This is a genomic window from Arsenophonus nasoniae DSM 15247, assembly GCF_000429565.1.
GTDB classification, from domain to species: Bacteria; Pseudomonadota; Gammaproteobacteria; order Enterobacterales; family Enterobacteriaceae; genus Arsenophonus; species Arsenophonus nasoniae.
On sequence record NZ_AUCC01000011.1, the window covers coordinates 14,212 to 33,568 of the forward strand.

17 protein-coding genes are annotated in these 19,357 nt (G+C 38.7%); 2 read left to right on the forward strand and 15 right to left on the reverse strand.

Translation table 11 applies throughout. The features are described from left to right. Position 1: 1 nt before the first annotated feature. The 15 genes from rnhB to rpsB form a co-directional block, all read right to left on the reverse strand. A complete protein-coding gene (gene rnhB, locus G468_RS0104305) occupies positions 2–604 on the reverse strand; it encodes a ribonuclease HII (RefSeq protein WP_026822072.1) in 603 nt (200 codons plus the stop codon). Next, entirely contained in the window at positions 601–1,749 is a 1,149-nt protein-coding gene (lpxB, locus tag G468_RS0104310; RefSeq protein WP_026822073.1) for a lipid-A-disaccharide synthase, read from the reverse strand. Before lpxB ends, rnhB begins: the two co-directional genes overlap by 4 nt. Positions 1,750–1,798: 49 nt before the next feature. Beyond that, the gene (gene lpxA, locus G468_RS0104315; protein WP_026822074.1) at positions 1,799–2,596 is read right to left on the reverse strand and encodes an acyl-ACP--UDP-N-acetylglucosamine O-acyltransferase; all 798 of its coding nucleotides are present in this window, start codon (positions 2,594–2,596) and stop codon (positions 1,799–1,801) included. Between the two features lie 14 nt (positions 2,597–2,610). Beyond that, positions 2,611–3,063 carry a 3-hydroxyacyl-ACP dehydratase FabZ gene (fabZ, locus tag G468_RS0104320; protein ID WP_026822075.1) on the reverse strand — a complete coding sequence of 151 codons (453 nt, stop codon included), beginning with the start codon at positions 3,061–3,063 and terminating at the stop codon, positions 2,611–2,613. 113 nt (positions 3,064–3,176) lie between these two features. Next, a complete protein-coding gene (lpxD, locus tag G468_RS0104325) occupies positions 3,177–4,205 on the reverse strand; it encodes a UDP-3-O-(3-hydroxymyristoyl)glucosamine N-acyltransferase (RefSeq protein ID WP_026822076.1) in 1,029 nt (342 codons plus the stop codon). Between the two features lie 3 nt (positions 4,206–4,208). Continuing rightward, on the reverse strand, positions 4,209–4,700 hold the full coding sequence (locus G468_RS0104330) for an OmpH family outer membrane protein (RefSeq protein WP_026822077.1): 492 nt from the start codon (positions 4,698–4,700) through the stop codon (positions 4,209–4,211). Between the two features lie 60 nt (positions 4,701–4,760). After that, entirely contained in the window at positions 4,761–7,166 is a 2,406-nt protein-coding gene (bamA, locus tag G468_RS0104335) for an outer membrane protein assembly factor BamA (protein ID WP_026822078.1), read from the reverse strand. A 33-nt stretch (positions 7,167–7,199) separates the two neighbouring features. Next, the gene (rseP, locus tag G468_RS0104340; RefSeq protein WP_026822079.1) at positions 7,200–8,555 is read right to left on the reverse strand and encodes a sigma E protease regulator RseP; all 1,356 of its coding nucleotides are present in this window, start codon (positions 8,553–8,555) and stop codon (positions 7,200–7,202) included. Positions 8,556–8,560: 5 nt separating this feature from the next. After that, on the reverse strand, positions 8,561–9,421 hold the full coding sequence (cdsA, locus tag G468_RS0104345) for a phosphatidate cytidylyltransferase (protein ID WP_034249301.1): 861 nt from the start codon (positions 9,419–9,421) through the stop codon (positions 8,561–8,563). Positions 9,422–9,430: 9 nt separating this feature from the next. Further along, positions 9,431–10,186 (reverse strand): polyprenyl diphosphate synthase, encoded by a 756-nt coding sequence (uppS, locus tag G468_RS0104350; protein WP_026822081.1) that lies wholly within the window; start codon positions 10,184–10,186, stop codon positions 9,431–9,433. Between the two features lie 220 nt (positions 10,187–10,406). Then, positions 10,407–11,609, reverse strand: coding sequence for a 1-deoxy-D-xylulose-5-phosphate reductoisomerase (ispC, locus tag G468_RS0104355; protein ID WP_026822082.1), 1,203 nt, complete (start codon positions 11,607–11,609; stop codon positions 10,407–10,409). Between the two features lie 149 nt (positions 11,610–11,758). Beyond that, a complete protein-coding gene (frr, locus tag G468_RS0104360) occupies positions 11,759–12,316 on the reverse strand; it encodes a ribosome recycling factor (protein WP_026822083.1) in 558 nt (185 codons plus the stop codon). Between the two features lie 118 nt (positions 12,317–12,434). Then, the gene (gene pyrH, locus G468_RS0104365; protein WP_026822084.1) at positions 12,435–13,163 is read right to left on the reverse strand and encodes a UMP kinase; all 729 of its coding nucleotides are present in this window, start codon (positions 13,161–13,163) and stop codon (positions 12,435–12,437) included. Between the two features lie 297 nt (positions 13,164–13,460). Next, the gene (gene tsf, locus G468_RS0104370; protein ID WP_026822085.1) at positions 13,461–14,312 is read right to left on the reverse strand and encodes a translation elongation factor Ts; all 852 of its coding nucleotides are present in this window, start codon (positions 14,310–14,312) and stop codon (positions 13,461–13,463) included. 155 nt (positions 14,313–14,467) lie between these two features. Further along, the gene (rpsB, locus tag G468_RS0104375) at positions 14,468–15,193 is read right to left on the reverse strand and encodes a 30S ribosomal protein S2 (RefSeq protein ID WP_026822086.1); all 726 of its coding nucleotides are present in this window, start codon (positions 15,191–15,193) and stop codon (positions 14,468–14,470) included. 544 nt (positions 15,194–15,737) lie between these two features. Between rpsB and map the strand changes: the two genes are divergently transcribed. Then, a complete protein-coding gene (gene map / locus G468_RS0104380; RefSeq protein ID WP_026822087.1) occupies positions 15,738–16,535 on the forward strand; it encodes a type I methionyl aminopeptidase in 798 nt (265 codons plus the stop codon). Between the two features lie 137 nt (positions 16,536–16,672). Continuing rightward, a complete protein-coding gene (gene glnD, locus G468_RS0104385) occupies positions 16,673–19,333 on the forward strand; it encodes a bifunctional uridylyltransferase/uridylyl-removing protein GlnD (RefSeq protein ID WP_135678153.1) in 2,661 nt (886 codons plus the stop codon). Positions 19,334–19,357 lie beyond the last annotated feature (24 nt).

A 19,357-nucleotide genomic window follows, 5' to 3' on the forward strand; every position in this document is an offset into this window, starting at 1 on the left:
CTTAGCTATACTCTCTAGAATTTAGTACTCGGCGAACAGGAGCAAAACTTTTGCGATGAAACTGTGTTGCACCATGCTGAGCCAGTTTTTCTAAATGAAATGCTGTTGGGTAACCTTTATGTTGAGCAAAACCATACTCTGGAAAAAGGATATCTAACTCTCGCATTTCCCTATCACGGGTCACTTTCGCTAATATTGACGCGGCGCTAATTTCTTGCACTAAACTATCACCTTTAATAATTGCCTGAGAAGGTACAGGAAAACCTGGGCTCTTATTGCCGTCCACCAAAACAATATCAGGCCGAGTGGTAAGTCCTGCCACTGCTCTGCGCATGGCTAAAAAAGTTGCCTGTAATATATTGATTTTATCTATCTCTTCGGGCTCTGCACGCCCAATGCTCCAACATAATGCCTTGTCTAGAATCTCAATACAGAGTGCATTACGCCGCTTTTCGGTTAATTTTTTTGAATCCGCTAATCCTATTATCGGCTGTTTGGGATCTAAAATCACGGCCGCTGTCACCACTGCCCCAACTAAAGGTCCTCGGCCTACCTCATCAACACCAGCAATAAATTTAGCTTTAGGATAAATAAAATTATTCATTTTTTACTTACCTCCAAGACGGCTTCTGCCGCTTGTTGATCCGCATGGCAACGGATACTTTGATGTAGTTGCAAGAAGGTCTGTTTTAGCTGCTCAACCTTTTTTTCGTCGTTTAGCAAAGACTTTAGTGAGGCTGCTAAATGTTCAGGTTGACAATCTTGCTGAATAAATTCTTTAACCAATGCTTCGCCTGCTAATAAATTAGGCAACGAAATAAAAGGCGTTTTAACCAAGCGCTTAGCTAACCAATAGGTTATTGGCTTCATTCGATATGCAACTACTATTGGACATTTTGCTAACATACATTCTAATGAAGCTGTCCCCGAAGCTAATAAAGTAACATCAGCTGCGATCATCGCTATGCGCGCTTGGCCATCTAAAATTTTCAGTGGTAAGGTAGGTGAAACCTCACGATAAATCGCTTCAAATTGCTGCCGACGTTGTTGATTAACGATAGGAACTAAGATTTGCAATCGAGGAAAGTCTTTTAACAAAATTTGAGCAGCGTGCAAAAAATCTGCACTCAACATTTCAATTTCAGCACGGCGGCTACCTGGTAAAATAGCCAAACATTTAGCATCATTGGTGATATTGAGTTGTGCTCTGGCTGCCTGTTTATCAGGCAGTAACGGGATGATATCAGCCATGGTATGGCCGATAAAACGACAGGGAATGTCGTAGCGATCATAAAACCTTTTTTCAAAGGGTAACAAAGCAAGCACCAGATTTGTCGCCTCCCCTATCTTGAAAACTCGATCCTGTCTCCACGCCCAAACAGAAGGACTGACGTAATGAATGGTTTTTATCCCTGTTTGCTTTAATTTCCTCTCAAGCGTAATATTAAAGTCAGGCGCATCTATGCCAACAAATACATCAGGCTGCAAGTTAGCAAAACGTCTAGTTAGGTCAACACGAATTTTTAATAATCGCGGAAGTCGCCCCAAAACTTCAACTATCCCCATAACAGCAAGCTCTTCCATCTCATACCAGGCTTCACAGCCCTCTGCTTGCATTAATGGGCCGGCAACACCGACAAAACGCGCATTAGGAACTTGCTGTTTTAACGCACGAATAAGACCGGCACCAAGTATGTCGCCTGATGTTTCTCCCGCAACGAGACCAATAGTCAAAGGTCGTTGTTGAATTGCAACTTGATGACTATTCGCCAAAAATTTCTCCTATTCAGATTGCTTGTTAACGAATAATCCCGCGGTTAGATTGCGCTGAATTTTCTAAAAAATCACTCAATATTTTTACCTGTTGATTATTTTTGCCTAGTTCAACCAATTCTTGTCTGGCCTCGTCTAGCGTTTTACCACAGCGGTAAAGGATCTTATACGCGTTCCTAATCGCATGTAGTGATTCTTTATCAAAACCACGACGTTTTAAACCTTCAATATTCACACCATAAGGAGTCGCATGATTGCCTTGTGCAATGACATAAGGCGGAACATCTTGGGCAACACCGGAACAGCCTCCAACCATAACATGAGCGCCAATTTGGCAAAATTGATGCACCGCACTCATACCACCAATAATGGCATAATCATTCAGTTTAACATGTCCACCAAGCGTACCGTTATTAGCAATTATACAATAATTGCCTAGCAAACAATCATGGGCGATATGGGTATTTACCATCAATAGATTATCATTACCTATTTTGGTTAAACCTCCGCCTTGCAGGGTACCTCGGTGAATAGTGCAACTCTCTCTAATGCGATTGCGATCACCAATCTCAACGCGCGTTTGCTCTCCTTGGTATTTTAAATCCTGATTAATTTCACCTATAGTAACAAACTGAAATATCTGGTTATTACAACCAATTTTGGTATTGCCATTGACAACCACATGAGATTTCAGGGTGGTATCTGCCCCAATTTCAACCTGAGAACCAATATAGCAAAACGGGCCTATACGGACATTCGCACCGATAATCGCGCCCTCTTCAATAATAGAAGAGGGATGAATAATCGCTGTTTTATTAATCATTTCAGCCCTCATTTTTACGCTTCTTGACTGCGAGCACACATCATTGTCGCTTCGCAGACAACTTTATCACCCACTTTTGCTATACCTTCAAAACGTGTCAAACCACGCTTCGTTTTAACAAACGTTACCTCAAAAATCATCTGATCGCCAGGTTGTACCGGATGTTTAAATCTTGCTTCGTCAATGCCAGCGAAATAATAAAGTTCACCAGGCTCCAATTTTCCGACACTCTTGAAGGCTAAAATACCAGCAGCTTGAGCCATGGCTTCAAGAATTAATACACCCGGAAATATGGGTTTACCAGGAAAATGACCTTGAAAGAAAGGTTCATTAAAAGAGACATTTTTTACTGCACGTAAAAATTTACTTTCTTCAAAATCCAACACACGATCAACTAACAAAAAAGGATAGCGATGGGGTAACAACCCTAAAATTTCTTCTATATCCAGAGTATGTTTATCACTCATAGAAAAGACTCTTCTTGTTTAAATTTAAAAAATCATATATTAATAATGCGGCCTGCTTTAACCCTAAATAAGGTTACTCACAGGCCGCAATTAACAAATCTACACAATGGTATTTAGTTATTTTTACTAAATACCTTACGTTCTAGTACCTTCAGTCGCTTAGCCATTTCGTTAATATTCAAGACTAAAGCGGCTGTTTTTCGCCAAACCTTATTTGGCTGTAATGGAATGCCTGAAGAGTATATTCCCGGCTCACTAATTGGACGCATTACCATTCCCATTCCGGTTATAGTAACTTTATCACAAATTTCCATATGTCCATTAATCACGCTAGCTCCACCGATCATACAATATTGGCCTATTTTCAGGCTACCGGCCATAACGACTCCACCTGCAATAGCAGTATGATCACCGATAATCACATTATGAGCAATCTGACATTGGTTATCAATGATGACCCCATTACCAATAATTGTATTGTCTAGTGCGCCGCGATCAATGGTTGTACAAGCACCGATTTCGACATTATTACCAATGATAACTGTACCTAACTGCGGTATTTTTACCCATTGGCCTTTTTCATTTGCATAACCAAAACCATCTGAACCAATGACTGTTCCAGATTGAATTAAACACTGTTTACCTATCTCGACATTATGATAAATCGAAACATTTGCCCATAAACGCGTAGACTGACCGATCCTGACATTTTTACCGATAAAGCAACCGGCGCCGATTATAACCTGATTACCTAATGTCACCCCTGACTCGATAACAGCATTAGCGCCAACGGCAACATCTTCACCGAGCTGAACATCTTCGGCAATAACTGCAGAAGGATGGATATTTTGTGCAGGTTTAGGCGTTGTATCCAAAATTTGAGCTAATCGCGCATAGGCAAGATAAGGATCTTTAACCACTAATGCTGCTATTTTACTATCTGGTAGATCCTTCTGCTTTAATACCACAGCAGCAGCTTTACATTTTGCTAATTGCGTTAGGTAACGGCTATCCGATAAAAAAGTAATTTGCCCTTCCTTCGCTAAATGCATAGGTGCAATACTGGTGATGATAATATTACCATCACCATGTAGCTGCGCGTCCAATTTTTGGGCTAAATCCGCTAATCGAATAGAAACCATCTATTATTTAACCTTCTTAATAACCAGATCGGTAATATTTTTCAGGTTGGAACTGTTTTCTGGGTAGAGAACCGTACTCGCGTCTACCACAACGTCATAACGCTCTTTCTCAGCAACAGCTTTGGTGGCCGTCTTTATAGTTTGCAAAATTTTATTGCGCTCTTCTTGCTGACGACGCTGGTTATCTTGTTCAAATTGCTGTGCTTTTTTAAGAAAATCTGTCCGTTTAGCCTCAAATGCTTGCAGATCTTTCTCATTAGGCTTAGCCGCATTTTTTTGCAATTTTTCTGCTCGAGTCTGCAAATCTTTTTCCATATTTTGCAACTCGTTTGCTCGTCCTTTAAACTCTTTTTCAAGTTGCTTAGATACCGCTTTTTTGGTCGCTATGTCCTGAAAAACTTCACCGACGTTAATAACGGCAATTTTCTCGGCATAAGCACTGGTAGATACGGATAAAATTAAACCTAAACCTGCTGCACACAACAATTTTTTCACACTAAACTCCTTATCTCTTATGAACTGACCACAAGCGAATTGATGAATTGAATTGACGTTTTACCACGTCCTACCGATATTAAACTGAAACTCTTCAGATTTGTCACCTTCATAATCTTTTATTGGCTTGGCATAAGAAAAGACCAGTGGGCCAAGCGGTGACATCCATTGCAATGCAATCCCTGTCGAAACTCGAATATTGGATGCCTTACCATAGTCAGGCATTCCTGCTCTCCAGCTTGCCGGGGTGTTACTCCAATTCGAATCCCAAACAGTACCCGCATCAATAAAGAAAGAGGTTCTGATTGAATTAGCATACTTTTCATCAATAAACGGGGTTGGCGTAATTAACTCTAATGACGCTGTTGCCATTGCATTACCACCAACAGCATCCGTTGATGGGCTGCCCGATTTTGGACTTATGTCACCCTTTTTATCTTTTTCAAGATAAATTGCTTTAGGACCGATATTATTGGAACGGAAACCACGTACCGTTCCGGCACCACCAGCATAAAAGTTTTCATAAAACGGTAATTCTTTACCGCCAAAACCATTACCGTAACCCAGCTGTGCTCGACCTAACAATACCCATTTATTATCTTCATCAATGGGATAATATTGCGATGTATCAAACCGAATCTTATAGTACTGATTATTAGAACCTGGAATAGTGATCTTACTATTTAATGAGGTTTTATTGCCCGCTGTCGGGAAGAAACCACGATCCAGGTTATTATAAGTCCAGCCTAAATTAAGGGTAAAATCATTAGCATTATAGCGCGCTTTATCATCAAAATTGGGATTTTCGCCCATACTTTGTAAATAACGCCACATCCCAACTTGAGCTTTCATATCAGATAGGGAGTTATGAACAAAACCTGCTCCGATTCGAAACGCATTATTTTCATTAAAAGGAAAACTCAAGGTACTATCAACACCATAAGTTTTATTATTATAGCGTGAAAGATCGGCATCCTTGGCACTAAAATCATTATAGAATAATCGCCCACCTAAGCTAACCCCATTAACTGTAAAGTAAGGATCAGTTAATGATAATTCCGCATAAGTCGAATAATCATTCTTGCTGGCACTAATACCAACGGCATTACCTGTACCAAGCCAGTTTTCTTGTTGAACGCCGACTTGGAAACTGATACCACTCTCAGTACCAAAACCAATACCAAAGTTCATCGAACCGGTATTGCGTTCTTTAACTTTATAGATAACATCAACTTCATCCGGTGTACCGGGTACTCGTTGCGTTTCAACATCAACGGTCTCAAAAAAGCCCGTTCGATTTAATCGTTCTTTACCCAGGTTAACCAAATCATTGCCTAACCAAGCGCCTTCCATTTGACGCATCTCACGACGTAAAACAGAATCTTTACTAACATCATTGCCGACAAAACGGATTTGGCGAACATAGAAACGGCTACCCGCATCAACATTCACATGCAGTTTTACCGTTTTATCTTCATCGTTGATTTCTGGTTGGGTAATAACACGGGGATAGGCATAACCATAACGGCCAAGGAGATCCTTGATTTTATTCTCCATGTTAGTGACTTCAGTACCATTATAAAGCGAAGCAGGTTTTATGGTGATTAATTGATTAATTTCATCATAATGACCAGCGGTTTCGCCATTCAATTCAACGCCTGATATGGTATATCTATCGCCCTCTGTAACATTGATGGTGACATAAATACCTTTCTTATCAGGTGTTAGACTGACATTGGTTGAATCGATATTAAATTTGGCATAACCCCGGTCGAGATAAAAACTGCGTAGTGTTTCTAAATCGCCAGCCAGTTTTTGTTTTTGATATTTTTGATCAGCAATAAAATTCCACCAAGGCACATCATCACGTAATTGAAAACGATTTACCAATTCAGCAGTGGTAAATGCTTTATTACCGACGATATTAATCTGTTGAATCTTAGCTGAAACGCCTTCAGAAAAGATTAATTTTAAGTCAGCACGATTACGCGGTAACGGTGTGACGATAGCTTTAACCGTCGCGTTATACTTACCAACACTGTAATAAAAATCTTCAAGACCCTTTTCGATATTCGCCAGCTTAGTGCGATCAAGAGCTTCACCAACGCGAATATTTGAAGCTTCAAGATTTTGCTTTAATAAATCGTCTTTAACTGACTTATTACCAGAGAATGTGATGCTTGCAATGGTTGGCCGCTCTTTTACTTGAACAATTAGCGTATTTCCATCACGCAAAACTCTAACATCTTCGAAATTACCCGTTGAAAATAGCGCTCGAATAGTACGACCTATATCGTCATTATTAATCGTATCTCCTACCCGAACCGGCATATTCAATAGTGCTGCACCAACGGCGACGCGCTGAAGTCCTTCAAAATGAATATCTTGTACTACAAACCCGTCTGAACCGTATGCAGTGACGCTGCCAAATAGCAGCGATGCTATGAGCAACTTTTTCATCGCCATTGTTGTTATGAGTATTCCTAACTAGTCTCTCTCTTAAAGACGAGAGAAATCATTGAAAAGTGCAAGCCCCATTAATAATATCAATGCAATAGCACCAATACGATAGCTGAAGTCTTGTACACGCTCAGACACTGGCTCTCCTTTAATCTTTTCGATTAGCAAGAAAAGTAAGTGCCCACCATCTAATACAGGCAAAGGAAACAGGTTAATGATCCCTAGATTGACACTAATTAATGCAATAAACATCAGATAATACACTAACCCGGACTCAGCGGAAATGCCGGCCCCTTTTGCAATAGAAACAGGTCCGCTAAGATTATTAAGTTTAATATCACCGGTAACCAATTTACCTATCATGCTTACTGTCAATTTCATTAATTGCCACGTTTTGTCCGTTGCCTGATACAGCGCATAAAACGGACCATATTGCTGAGTGATTTTATACTCATCTGCCAGTGGTATTACTGATAACTCAAGCCCAGCAAAACCAACTTGCTGGCCTTTAGCTATCGTTTTTACTTCAGGTGTTAACGTTAATTGCTGTTGTTCACCTTGTCTTTCGATAGTCAATAACAATGGAACGTTAGGACTTTGTCGAACAAAATAGGTGAATGGATGCCAAATATCTATTATTTGTTCACCCACTTTTACAATCCTGTCTCCTATTTGTAAACCGGATAATGCCGCCGCTGAGCCAGGTTGAATATTACGTACAACCGGATCTTGCCTGGCACTAACAGGCATAATTCCCAAAGATAAAACGGGATCCTGGGTTTCTGGATCAAAGTGCCATTCCCTTAAATCAATCACTTTGCTTATCGGCGTTGGATTTCCTATAGGTAAAACTTTTACTTTTAATTCTTCATCGCCAATTTTACTAATTAAGGCGAGACGAACTGCGTTCCAGTCAGGGGGTTCGATTCCATCTATTGATTTTAGTTCCATACCTGGTGAAATATTAGCTTGCTCAGCAATCGACTTTGATTGAATATCTTCAATAACCGGACGCACGGAAGGTATACCAATAATGAAAACTAACCAATAAGCAAATATTGCCAATAAAAAATTGGCGATTGGCCCAGCACTAACCACTGCGGCACGCTGACCTACTGTTTTATTATTAAAAGCAAAGTGGCGACGCTCTGGCGCTACAGGAGCAACTCGCTCATCTAGCATTTTGACATAACCACCTAAGGGGATCAGAGCGATAACAAATTCTGTCCCATGGCGATCGACTTTACGCCATAAGGCTTTTCCAAAACCAATGGAGAAACGCTCAACATAAATACCACAGCGCCTAGCTACCCAGAAATGGCCAAATTCATGTACGATAATTAGCACACCTAATGCAATAATAAATGCAGCTAAACTCCAAAGAAATCCCATGATATACCTTAAGAACTAAAAAATAACAATGTCAATCCTGCAAAGACAGGTATAGCGGCTGTCAAACTATCGATTCGATCTAATACACCACCATGCCCTGGAATTAAATGACTACTATCTTTAATCCCAGACTGACGTTTAAACATACTTTCCGTTAAATCACCAAAAACCGAGATAATCACAACAATAACAGAACAAAATAGTAAATTCTTGGGTATTAGCAAAACAGGAACAGATAAACTAAATAACCCGGCAATAATACCCGCTGTCAACATCCCCCCGAGCATACCTTCCAAGGTTTTACCAGGAGAAACCTTCGCTGCCAGTTTGTGTTTGCCAAATAAATGACCGAAAAAATAAGCGCCAGTATCTGCACTCCAAACTAATAGCATGACATAAAGTATCCACCAAGCGCCGATAAAATTGTTAATATGATAATCGACACTTTTTAACACCAACATGCCACAGTAAAAAGGTAAAATGGTTAAAATACCAAACAAAATTTTTAATATTACTGACTGGGACCAGAATCGAGCAGAAGTAGGAAAAGTGACAACCAAGATTATCGCAACTAACCACCAAACTAATCCAGCCGATAAAATATAAATAATCAAAGGCTCTGTTGTTAATTGACTGAGATCTTGAAATGATAATTGTAAACCCAATAAACAAATACCAAATAAAACAGCACATATAATTCGTTTAATCTGCGCTGTCCAGCCAATGAATTGGCTCCATTCCCAAGCAGCTAACGAGCAAATAACAATGATAACATAACCAAACAAATTAGGCGGTAAGAAAAAAAGTGCAGCGATAACTAATGGAATAAGTATGCTAGCTGTAATGATACGAGAATTTAAGTTTAGCAAAACAGTCCCCTATTCTTCATTGATATCATCAGGCTCAGTGTTACCAAAACGTCGTTCACGCTTATTAAAAGCCACAATTGCACTTTTGAAAGCTTCCTCATCAAAATCCGGCCAGAGCACATCGGTAAAATAAAATTCAGCATAAGCAATCTGCCATAAAAGAAAATTACTGATACGATATTCTCTCCCAGTTCTAATTACTAAATCAACGGTTGGTTGCTCATGTAGACTAATAAATTCATTTACCGTATCTTCGTTAATATTTTCTGCTAATAATGAACCCGCTTTAATTTTTTCAGCGATTAGTCTTACTGCATTGGTAATATCCCACCGACCACCATAGTTAGCGGCAATATTGAGCTGTAGTCCAGTATTATTTGCAGTTAATTCAACCGCGTGTTTAATACGGTTTTGTAATTTAGGTTTAAATCGACCGATATCGCCAATAATAGTTAATTTAACATTATGAATATTTAAGTTTTTAACTTCATCATCTAGAAACCAAGTAAAAAGTTCCATTAGAGCACTAACCTCAGTTTCTGGTCGACTCCAATTTTCACTACTAAAGGCATAAAGTGTTAAAGACTGAATCTCATTTTCGATAGCAAATTTAACCGCTTTTTGCACCGCTTCTGTTCCTGCTCGATGCCCTTTAATTCTTAACTTTCCATGTAGTTTCGCCCAACGTCCATTACCATCCATAATAATAGCAACATGCCTCGGAATTCGTTGCTGTGAGCTATCATTATCATACATAAGTTTCATGCCAGAAGAGTTCCTTTACCATAAGCTAACATAACTATTGCACTTAATTATTTTGGATAATAAAAATATAATTACTTAAGATGAGGCAAAAAATTTTCATATTTACTAAAAAGTTAATAGTTAGCTCTTTATTCATTTTTAATACCCTTAACTCATTATAATTTTATAAAAATTTAACCTGAGATAAATATAGAAACATTTAAGCATCTAAAATTATTTATTAATAGGATATTGCTAATGTTTCAATATAATTAATTGCCATTTGACGTGCTTCATTATCAATCGCTAAAACTGCATCAATGCTATCAGGCTCGGCTAAACTTAACCTCTCTACTATATCCAAATTAACTTGAGCAATATCTGTAAATCGAAGCTTTCCTGCCAAAAACGCAGCTACGGAAACTTCATTCGCAGCATTTAAAATTGTGGTTGCTGCTTGCCCATGATGACAAGCATCAATCGCTAATTTCAAACAAGGATAACGTTGGTAATCTGGAGCAATAAAGGTTAATGAAGATAATTGGTTAAAATCAAGTGCAGCCGCACCTGAAGGAATGCGATCTGGATAAGCCATACTATAAGAAATCGGTGTTCTCATATCAGGCGTACCTAATTGAGCGATCACACTTCCATCCTGATAGCGTACCATCGAATGAATAACAGATTGAGGATGAATGATAACTTCAATTTGCTCGGCTGAGGCATTAAAAAAATACCGAGCTTCAATATATTCAAGCCCTTTATTCATCATGGTTGCCGAATCAACCGAAATTTTACGACCCATAGACCAATTAGGATGATTACAAGCCTCATTAGGTGTCATGTTCTTAAGAGAAGCAAGGGCAATTTCACGGAAAGGGCCGCCCGATCCAGTTAATACTATGCGCGTTATTCCGTGTTGTTCAAGATTTGCAAAACCTAAATTATGCTGAATTTCAGTCGGTAAACTTTGAAATATCGCATTATGTTCACTATCAATCGGCAGTACCTGAGCCCCATATTTCTTGATTGCGTCGAAAAACAGTTGGCCACTCGTAATCAATGATTCTTTATTGGCTAATAAAATACGTTTACCTTGACGGATCGCAGTTAATGTTGGTATTAAACCGGCAATGCCAGTAATCGCTGACATAACTTGATCCACATTATCAAGTGCCGCTAGTTCACAAACTCCCTTTTGGCCTGATAAAACCTCAGTTTTACATCCGTATGTAATGAGTTTGTTTCTTAGCGTATTGGCTGATTTTTCGTCTGACATCGCAGCATATAGTGGTTGGAATTCTAAGCATTGCTGAACCATAGTTGCCACATTTTTATGTGCAACTAATGCGATAATTTCAAATTTTGCTGGATTTTCTTTGACTACTGATAGTGTCGTTTTACCAATTGAACCCGTCGAGCCTAAAATTGTCAGACGTATCATTGTGATATGTATGCTCTACTATTTAATTAAAAAGGATTATACCTAACTCAGCGATATAGCATAACATAAAAATGGAGCAATAAATTTAGCGATATAATAAAGCCATACTTACTTTTTATATAAAGCGTATGGCTTTATTATAAAAATGTTTAAAATTCCATCAATTCTTTTTCTTTTTGTTCCAGCGCTTCATCAACTTTTTTAATAAAATTATCGGTCAACTTCTGGATTTCATCTTGTGCACGACGTTCATCATCTTCACTAATTTCTTTATCTTTTAGTAAGGCCTTGATTTTATCATTTGCATCTCGTCGTGCATTACGAACAGATACACGCCCTTGTTCAGCATCATTACGGACAACTTTAATCAAATCTTTACGTCGTTCTTCCGTCAACGGTGGTAAAGGCACCCGTATTATAGTTCCTGCTGAAGAAGGATTAAGCCCCAGATCTGATGCCATAATGGCTTTTTCCACTGCCGGTGTTAACGTACGATCAAACACAGTAATGGCGAGTGTACGTGAATCCTCAGCAGTAATATTCGCTAACTGGCGTAATGGCGTTGCGGCACCATAATATTCAACCACTATACCATCCAATAAACTTGGCGATGCACGGCCAGTACGAACTTTACTAATTTGACTTTTCAATGCTTCAACGCTTTTTTCCATACGTTCTTGAGCATCTTTTTTGATTTCATTAATCACATTTAAACCCTTAGCAACTGGTTATAAATATTTAGGCTATAACCGATAACCCAATTCAATTATTTTAACGATGCTGATAATATCATACCGCTAAAAGTTATCCGTGTCTCTCAAGAGATTAATCACGTGAGATTAACGTGCCTTCATTTTCACCCATCACAATCCGACGTAACGCACCGGGTTTATTCATGTTGAAAACGCGAATAGGTAAATTATGATCACGAGCCAGAGTAAATGCCGCCAAATCCATCACTTTTAATTCACGTTCTAATACGTCCTGATAAGTTAACTTATCGTAAAAAACCGCATCTGAACTTTTTGATGGGTCGGCAGAATAGACACCATCAACTTTGGTGGCTTTTAAAACAACATCTGCCTCAATTTCTATACCTCGTAAACAAGCCGCTGAGTCTGTTGTAAAAAAAGGATTTCCAGTGCCTGCCGAGAAAATAACAACTCTGCCATTACGAAGCAAACTAATCGCTTCAGCCCAACTATAATTGTCGCATACACCATTTAATGGTATTGCAGACATAAGCCTGGCGTTAACATATGCACGATGTAAAGCATCACGCATGGCTAATCCATTCATTACTGTCGCTAGCATTCCCATATGATCGCCAACGACACGATTCATACCAGCCTCGGCTAGTCCTGCACCACGGAATAGGTTGCCACCACCAATAACGACACCAACTTGTATCGCTAACTCTACCAGCTCTTTAATTTCTTGCGCCATACGATCTAAAATGCTCGCATCAATACCAAAACCTTCTGAACCTTGTAGAGCTTCGCCACTAAGCTTAAGCAAGATACGTTGATATACGGGTTTTGCATTAGTTGCCATGGTGTTTCGTCCTGAGCAGATAAATTATTGAAGGTTTAAAATTCTTAGTTCAAAGTCTGAATGTAAAATAGTTGATTAGTTACTTTTCTTCATATCTTTAGTAAAAAAATATAATTTAGTTTAAATACTAACCCTAATCCGTTGAATTAAGCATATGCCGACTCAAATAATTTAGTGGCATATTTACACATAAATTATCATTGATAATAATGTATTATCAGACAGATAAAAAATAAATTATCAATATTAGATAAAACAGAACCGCCCATTGGCGGCTCTATTTATCAATTGGTATCATTATTTACTCATTGCCGCTACTTCAGCAGCGAAATCAGTTTCCACTTTTTCGATACCTTCACCAACTTCAAAACGGATAAAGCTAGTCACTTTTGCATTTTTCTCTTTTAATAACGCACCAACTGTTTTGCTTGGATCCATAACAAATTGTTGACCAGTTAAAGAGATCTCACCAGTAAATTTATTCATGCGGCCAGTAACCATTTTTTCCGCAATTTCACGCGGCTTACCCGATTGCATTGCGATATCTAATTGAATTTGATGTTCATGAGCAACAACATCGGCTGGCACATCTGCTGGTGTAACATATTCAGGTTTACTCGCCGCGATATGCATAGCAATATGTTTGACAAGCTCATTATCCGCACCTTCAGCAGAAACAAGAACCCCAATGCGAACACCATGTAAATAACAGCCGATTTTTTCACCTTCTAGGATCTCAACTCGGCGGATATTAATATTTTCACCAATCTTGGCAACGATAGCTGTACGTTGCTCTTCAAATTTTGCCTTCAATTCATCAATATTTGACAATTTATTTGCAACAACGGATTTCAATACTTCATTACCGAATGCGATAAAACTCGCATCCTTAGCCACAAAATCTGTTTCACAATTCAACTCAAGCAACGCACCAAATTTGCCATCGGCAGAAACTTCCGCCATGATCACACCTTCAGCAGCCACACGACCGGCTTTCTTAGCCGCTTTTGCTTGACCTGATTTACGCATATTATCGATAGCTAATTCAATATCCCCATTAGCTTCAACCAATGCTTTTTTGCACTCCATCATACCTGCGCCAGTACGTTCGCGCAGTTCTTTTACCAAAGCAGCGGTAATTCCAGACATGTGATTTATTCCTCAATCTATCTGATGGGAAATCATCCCATGCAGACAATTCTCATTCTGATAAGTAAAAAGGAGCCAATTAGGCCCCTATAACCAATATATTGTAATACCTGGTTCATAAGAGCTCTTCTGTGCTTAACGAAGAGCTGGCCTTATTATTCAGTCTCTATCATGTTTTCTTCTGGTTTAATCGCCTGATCTTGAGAACGACCTTCATGAACAGCTTTAGCAACAGCATCCAGATACAGCTTAACTGCCCGGATCGCGTCATCATTACCAGGGATGATATAATCAACACCATCTGGATCAGAATTAGTATCAACAATCGCAAATACAGGGATACCTAAGTTGTTTGCTTCTTTAATTGCAATATGCTCATGTTCCGCATCAATAACAAATAAAGCGTCAGGCAAACCGCCCATCTCTTTAATACCACCCAAACTATTTTCTAATTTGCTAAGCTCGCGGGTACGCATCAACGCTTCTTTTTTGGTCAATTTATCAAAAGTACCATCCTGAGATTGTGCTTCTAAATCTTTTAGGCGCTTAATAGACTGACGTACCGTTTTCCAGTTAGTCAGCATACCACCTAACCAACGGTGATTAACGAAATACTGATCACAACCATTAGCCGCTTCTTTTATAGCTTCGCTTGCTGCGCGCTTAGTGCCAACAAACAGAATTTTGCCTTTTCGGGATGCAATTTTAGTCAATTCAGCTAATGCTTCATTGAACATTGGAACAGTTTTTTCCAAATTAATGATATGCACTTTGTTGCGCACACCAAAGATGTAAGTTTTCATCTTTGGATTCCAGTAACGAGTTTGGTGACCAAAGTGTACGCCTGCCTGAAGCATATCGCGCATGGAAACAGTTGCCATTTGAACCTCTATAATTTAGTAAATTGGGGTTATGCCTCCACAGATCCCATTCCCCGACTCATTAGCTGTAGGCTTTCCTACATAAGAGCACCCCGGAAAATGTGCCGATCTGTGTGTGTTATAACACAGTTAAGTTTATGTTAGAGCTATTCTGCGTTTTCTACAGTGAAAATACGCAGAATGCCGGCGCGCTTTATACCATAAAATAAGATAAAACACCACCCATAGTTATATTTTTCTGTATTTAAGTCATTTAGCTGAATAAAATTCATTATGATAATATTTTATTATGTGTTGTTGTTAATGCCATAATTTTTATAATTTTTTTCACCTCTCACTACAATAATTCAATTTAAAAATAACCGAACATGACTTTTAGGCTATTTTCATATTTTTAAAAAAATTGATATGTTAAGTCGTTAGTTGGCATAACCGCGCTTCGCTGCTAACATAAGCGTCAACATACATTATTTATATTTAATCAACATAATTGGCTGATAAGTGCATTATTACTCACTTGAATCGGCATAAATAGGCAGAATTCATGGCTATCTCAATTAAAACGGAAGAAGATATTCAGAAAATGCGTATCGCCGGACATTTGGCGGCAGAAGTGTTAGAAATTATTGAACCTTACATAAGACCAGGCGTTTCCACCGGTGAACTTGATCGTATCTGTCACTCCCATATTGTCGAAAAACAGCAAGCTATTCCAGCCTGTTTAAATTACCATGGCTTCCCTAAGTCTATTTGTACCTCTGTTAACGATGTTATTTGCCATGGTATACCGAGTGATAAAAAAACCTTAAAAGAAGGTGATATCATTAATATTGATGTCACCGTTATTAAAAATGGCTTCCATGGCGACACTTCCAAAATGTTTATTGTCGGTAAACCAACTATTCAAGGCGCTCGGTTATGTAAGGTAACACAGGAAAGCCTTTATCTTGCCTTAAAAATGGTCAAACCGGGTATTCGTTTACGGACGATAGGTCAGGCAATTCAAAATTTTGTTGAACAACATCATTTTTCGGTTGTGCGAGAATATTGTGGCCATGGTATTGGTCAAGTTTTTCATGAAGAACCTCAAATATTACATTACGATGCTGATGACGGCGGTGTAATACTGCAAAAAGGCATGACGTTTACTATCGAACCGATGGTAAATACGGGCGATCGTCGTATTAGAACAATGAAAGATGGTTGGACAGTAAAAACAAAAGATCGAAGTTGGTCAGCACAATATGAACATACGTTAGCTGTCACCGACGATGGGTGTGAAATTTTAACCTGGCGAAAAGAAGAAGAACCATTTATTTCGGCTATATTAGTGAACAAATAATTTTCTGCTTGGCCTCCATAATTTTGGAGGCTTTTATGTGAATGATATTGTTTTACTGTTTTTATTGTTTATTAATACCATTTATTTAGTGAGCTCATAATCAGATATCCTGCAGCAATTTCGGTTACGCAACCATGATGAAAAGTAATCAACCTGTCTCGCTCATCCTTACTCTTGATAAATTATCTCAAGAAGAGTTTACTTTACCTTTATTAAAACAACAGGTAGAGCGCTTGCAAAAATGGTTAGAACAATCTTTTAAACAGGGTGTTACTGCCGCTGAACTGATTGCTATCCGTAGCCATTATCTTGATAAATTGTTACAACGTCTTTGGCAAATTAATGGTTTTGAGGCAACTCCTCAATTATCCTTAATTGCAGTAGGCGGTTATGGCCGGCAAGAATTACACCCTCTTTCTGATATAGACTTATTAATTTTAAGTCAGCATTCTTTGGCTACCACTAACACGACTAAGATTGGTCAATTTATTACACTATTATGGGATTTAGGTTTTCAAATTGGTCATAGTGTGCGCACATTTGATGAGTGTTTACAGGCAGGACAAGCAGATTTATCAATTGCAACTAATTTATTTGAATCAAGGTTGATTTGCGGCGATCAAACTCTGTTTCGAGCATTACAGGAAGCCATATTTAGCGATAATTTTTGGCCATCCGATAAGTTTTTTGCAGCCAAACGTAATGAACAACACCTACGCCATCAACGTTATCACAGTACTAGTTACAATCTTGAGCCAGATATCAAAAGTAGCCCCGGTGGTTTACGTGACATTCATATATTGTTATGGGTCGCTCGCAGACATTTTGGCACCACTACCATTGAGCAGACAGTTCATTTCGGCTTTCTAAGCCCGGCAGAATATCGCGAGTTAAAAATATGTCTAAATTTTTTACTTCGTATCCGATTTGCGCTGCATTTAATAATAAAACGTTATGATAATCGGCTACTATTTGAACATCAATTAAATGTTGCTCACTTACTCGGTTATCAGGGTGAAGGCAATCAATCCGTTGAGCAAATGATGAAAGATTACTATCGTGCCACACGACGTGTACGAGAACTCAATAGCATGCTGCTACAACTGTTTGATGAAGCTATTCTTAGCGAAAAAAACCTAACTGCACCACATAAACTTGATCATGACTTTCAACTTAGAGGAGATCTGATCGATCTGATTGACAGTACACTTTTCCAGCGTGAGCCCGCTGCCATATTACGGCTATTTTATCAAATGGCCGAACATATAAATATTCAAGGAATATACTCGGCTACGTTACGTCAATTACGGCTTGCTTGTCAAAAACTGGCTAAACCTCTGTGTGAAATTCCGCTTGCTCGTGAAATTTTTATTACTATTTTGCGACATCCTAGAGCGGTAAAAGGTGCCATTGTTCCCATGCACTTACATGATGTACTTAGTGCTTACATGCCGGTTTGGCAAAATATAGTTGGGCAAATGCAATTTGATCTTTTTCATGCTTACACCGTCGATGAACATACTATTCGCGTATTACAAAAACTTGATCAATTTGCTGATCACAAAAACAATAGCCAGCACCCTTTATGCGTTGCCATTTATGCTAAACTTGCTCAGCCTGAAATTTTACGTCTGGCGGCTATGTTTCATGATATTGCTAAAGGTAGAAAAGGTGATCACTCTGAACTGGGCGCAAAAGATGCAAAGCAATTTGCCCTAGCCCACGGCCTCACTGAGCATGATTCATCCTTAATTGCCTGGCTTGTACGTCAACATCTTTTGATGTCAGTGACCGCCCAACGGCGTGATATTCAAGATCCTGTGGTTATTAAACAATTTGCCAGTGAAGTAAAATCAATAAACCGTCTAGATTTTCTTCTGTGCCTGACTGTTGCCGATATATGCGCAACCAATAATACCTTATGGAATAGCTGGAAACAGAGTCTTTTAAAAGAGCTGTATCTGTTAACTAAAAATCAATTAAATCAAGGTACACAAGCAATACCTACTTTACGTCAACGTATCCAACTCCATCGCCTGCAAGCGTTAACCCAACTACGTGAAAAAAATATTGATGAAGATGAACTGAAAAAATTATGGTCACGCTGCCATGCTGATTATTTTTTACGTCATAATCCACAGCAACTTGCATGGCACGCCAGCGCGCTATTAAAACATAATTTAAATGAACCGCTAATACTGATCAGTACAATATCTGTTCATGGGGGTACCGAAATTTTTATCTGGTGTCCAGATCAGCCTTCACTATTTGCCGCCGTTGCCGGAGAACTTGATAGACGAAATCTTAATATTCACAGTGCTCAAATCTTTACTAACAAAGATAATATGACGATGGATACCTTTGTGGTTTTAGATCCTAAAGGACAACCTCTGGCTAATGATCGCTATGAAAATATTCGCCAAGCTTTATTAAAAGTTATTAAGACTCCAGATAGTAATACATTGAAAACGCGTAACGTCCATCATAGATTTCGCCATTTTAATGTACCTACTAAAGTTTATTTTCTGCCCAATCAAAATGCTAGACGAACTTATATGGAACTTATTGCCCTCGATCAACCCGGATTATTGGCACAGATCGGTAATATATTTACGGAAATGTCCGTGCTTTTACACGGAGCCAGAATCACAACGATTGGCGAAAGAGTTGAGGATTTGTTTGTACTTACTGATCAAAACAACCAAGCACTTGATCAAAATAGACAACAAAAACTGGCAGAAAAATTAGCACAAACCCTGACTTCAATAGACAAAGAAGAAAGTAAAAATGTTAAATAATTACAACCCAGAGGATGAGTAATT

What these genes read in the sequence shown, in the direction of transcription:
- lpxA (WP_026822074.1), bottom strand. Translation starts at nt 2,596, where the DNA reads ATGATTAATAAAACAGCGATTATTCATCCCTCTTCTATTATTGAAGAG.
- tsf (WP_026822085.1), bottom strand. Translation starts at nt 14,312, where the DNA reads ATGTCTGGAATTACCGCTGCTTTGGTAAAAGAACTGCGCGAACGTACT.
- lpxD (WP_026822076.1), bottom strand. Translation starts at nt 4,205, where the DNA reads ATGGTTTCTATTCGATTAGCGGATTTAGCCCAAAAATTGGACGCGCAG.
- pyrH (WP_026822084.1), bottom strand. Translation starts at nt 13,163, where the DNA reads ATGGCAACTAATGCAAAACCCGTATATCAACGTATCTTGCTTAAGCTT.
- rnhB (WP_026822072.1), bottom strand. Translation starts at nt 604, where the DNA reads ATGAATAATTTTATTTATCCTAAAGCTAAATTTATTGCTGGTGTTGAT.
- uppS (WP_026822081.1), bottom strand. Translation starts at nt 10,186, where the DNA reads ATGAAACTTATGTATGATAATGATAGCTCACAGCAACGAATTCCGAGG.
- fabZ (WP_026822075.1), bottom strand. Translation starts at nt 3,063, where the DNA reads ATGAGTGATAAACATACTCTGGATATAGAAGAAATTTTAGGGTTGTTA.
- map (WP_026822087.1), top strand. Translation starts at nt 15,738, where the DNA reads ATGGCTATCTCAATTAAAACGGAAGAAGATATTCAGAAAATGCGTATC.
- glnD (WP_135678153.1), top strand. Translation starts at nt 16,673, where the DNA reads ATGAAAAGTAATCAACCTGTCTCGCTCATCCTTACTCTTGATAAATTA.
- bamA (WP_026822078.1), bottom strand. Translation starts at nt 7,166, where the DNA reads ATGGCGATGAAAAAGTTGCTCATAGCATCGCTGCTATTTGGCAGCGTC.
- ispC (WP_026822082.1), bottom strand. Translation starts at nt 11,609, where the DNA reads ATGATACGTCTGACAATTTTAGGCTCGACGGGTTCAATTGGTAAAACG.
- rpsB (WP_026822086.1), bottom strand. Translation starts at nt 15,193, where the DNA reads ATGGCAACTGTTTCCATGCGCGATATGCTTCAGGCAGGCGTACACTTT.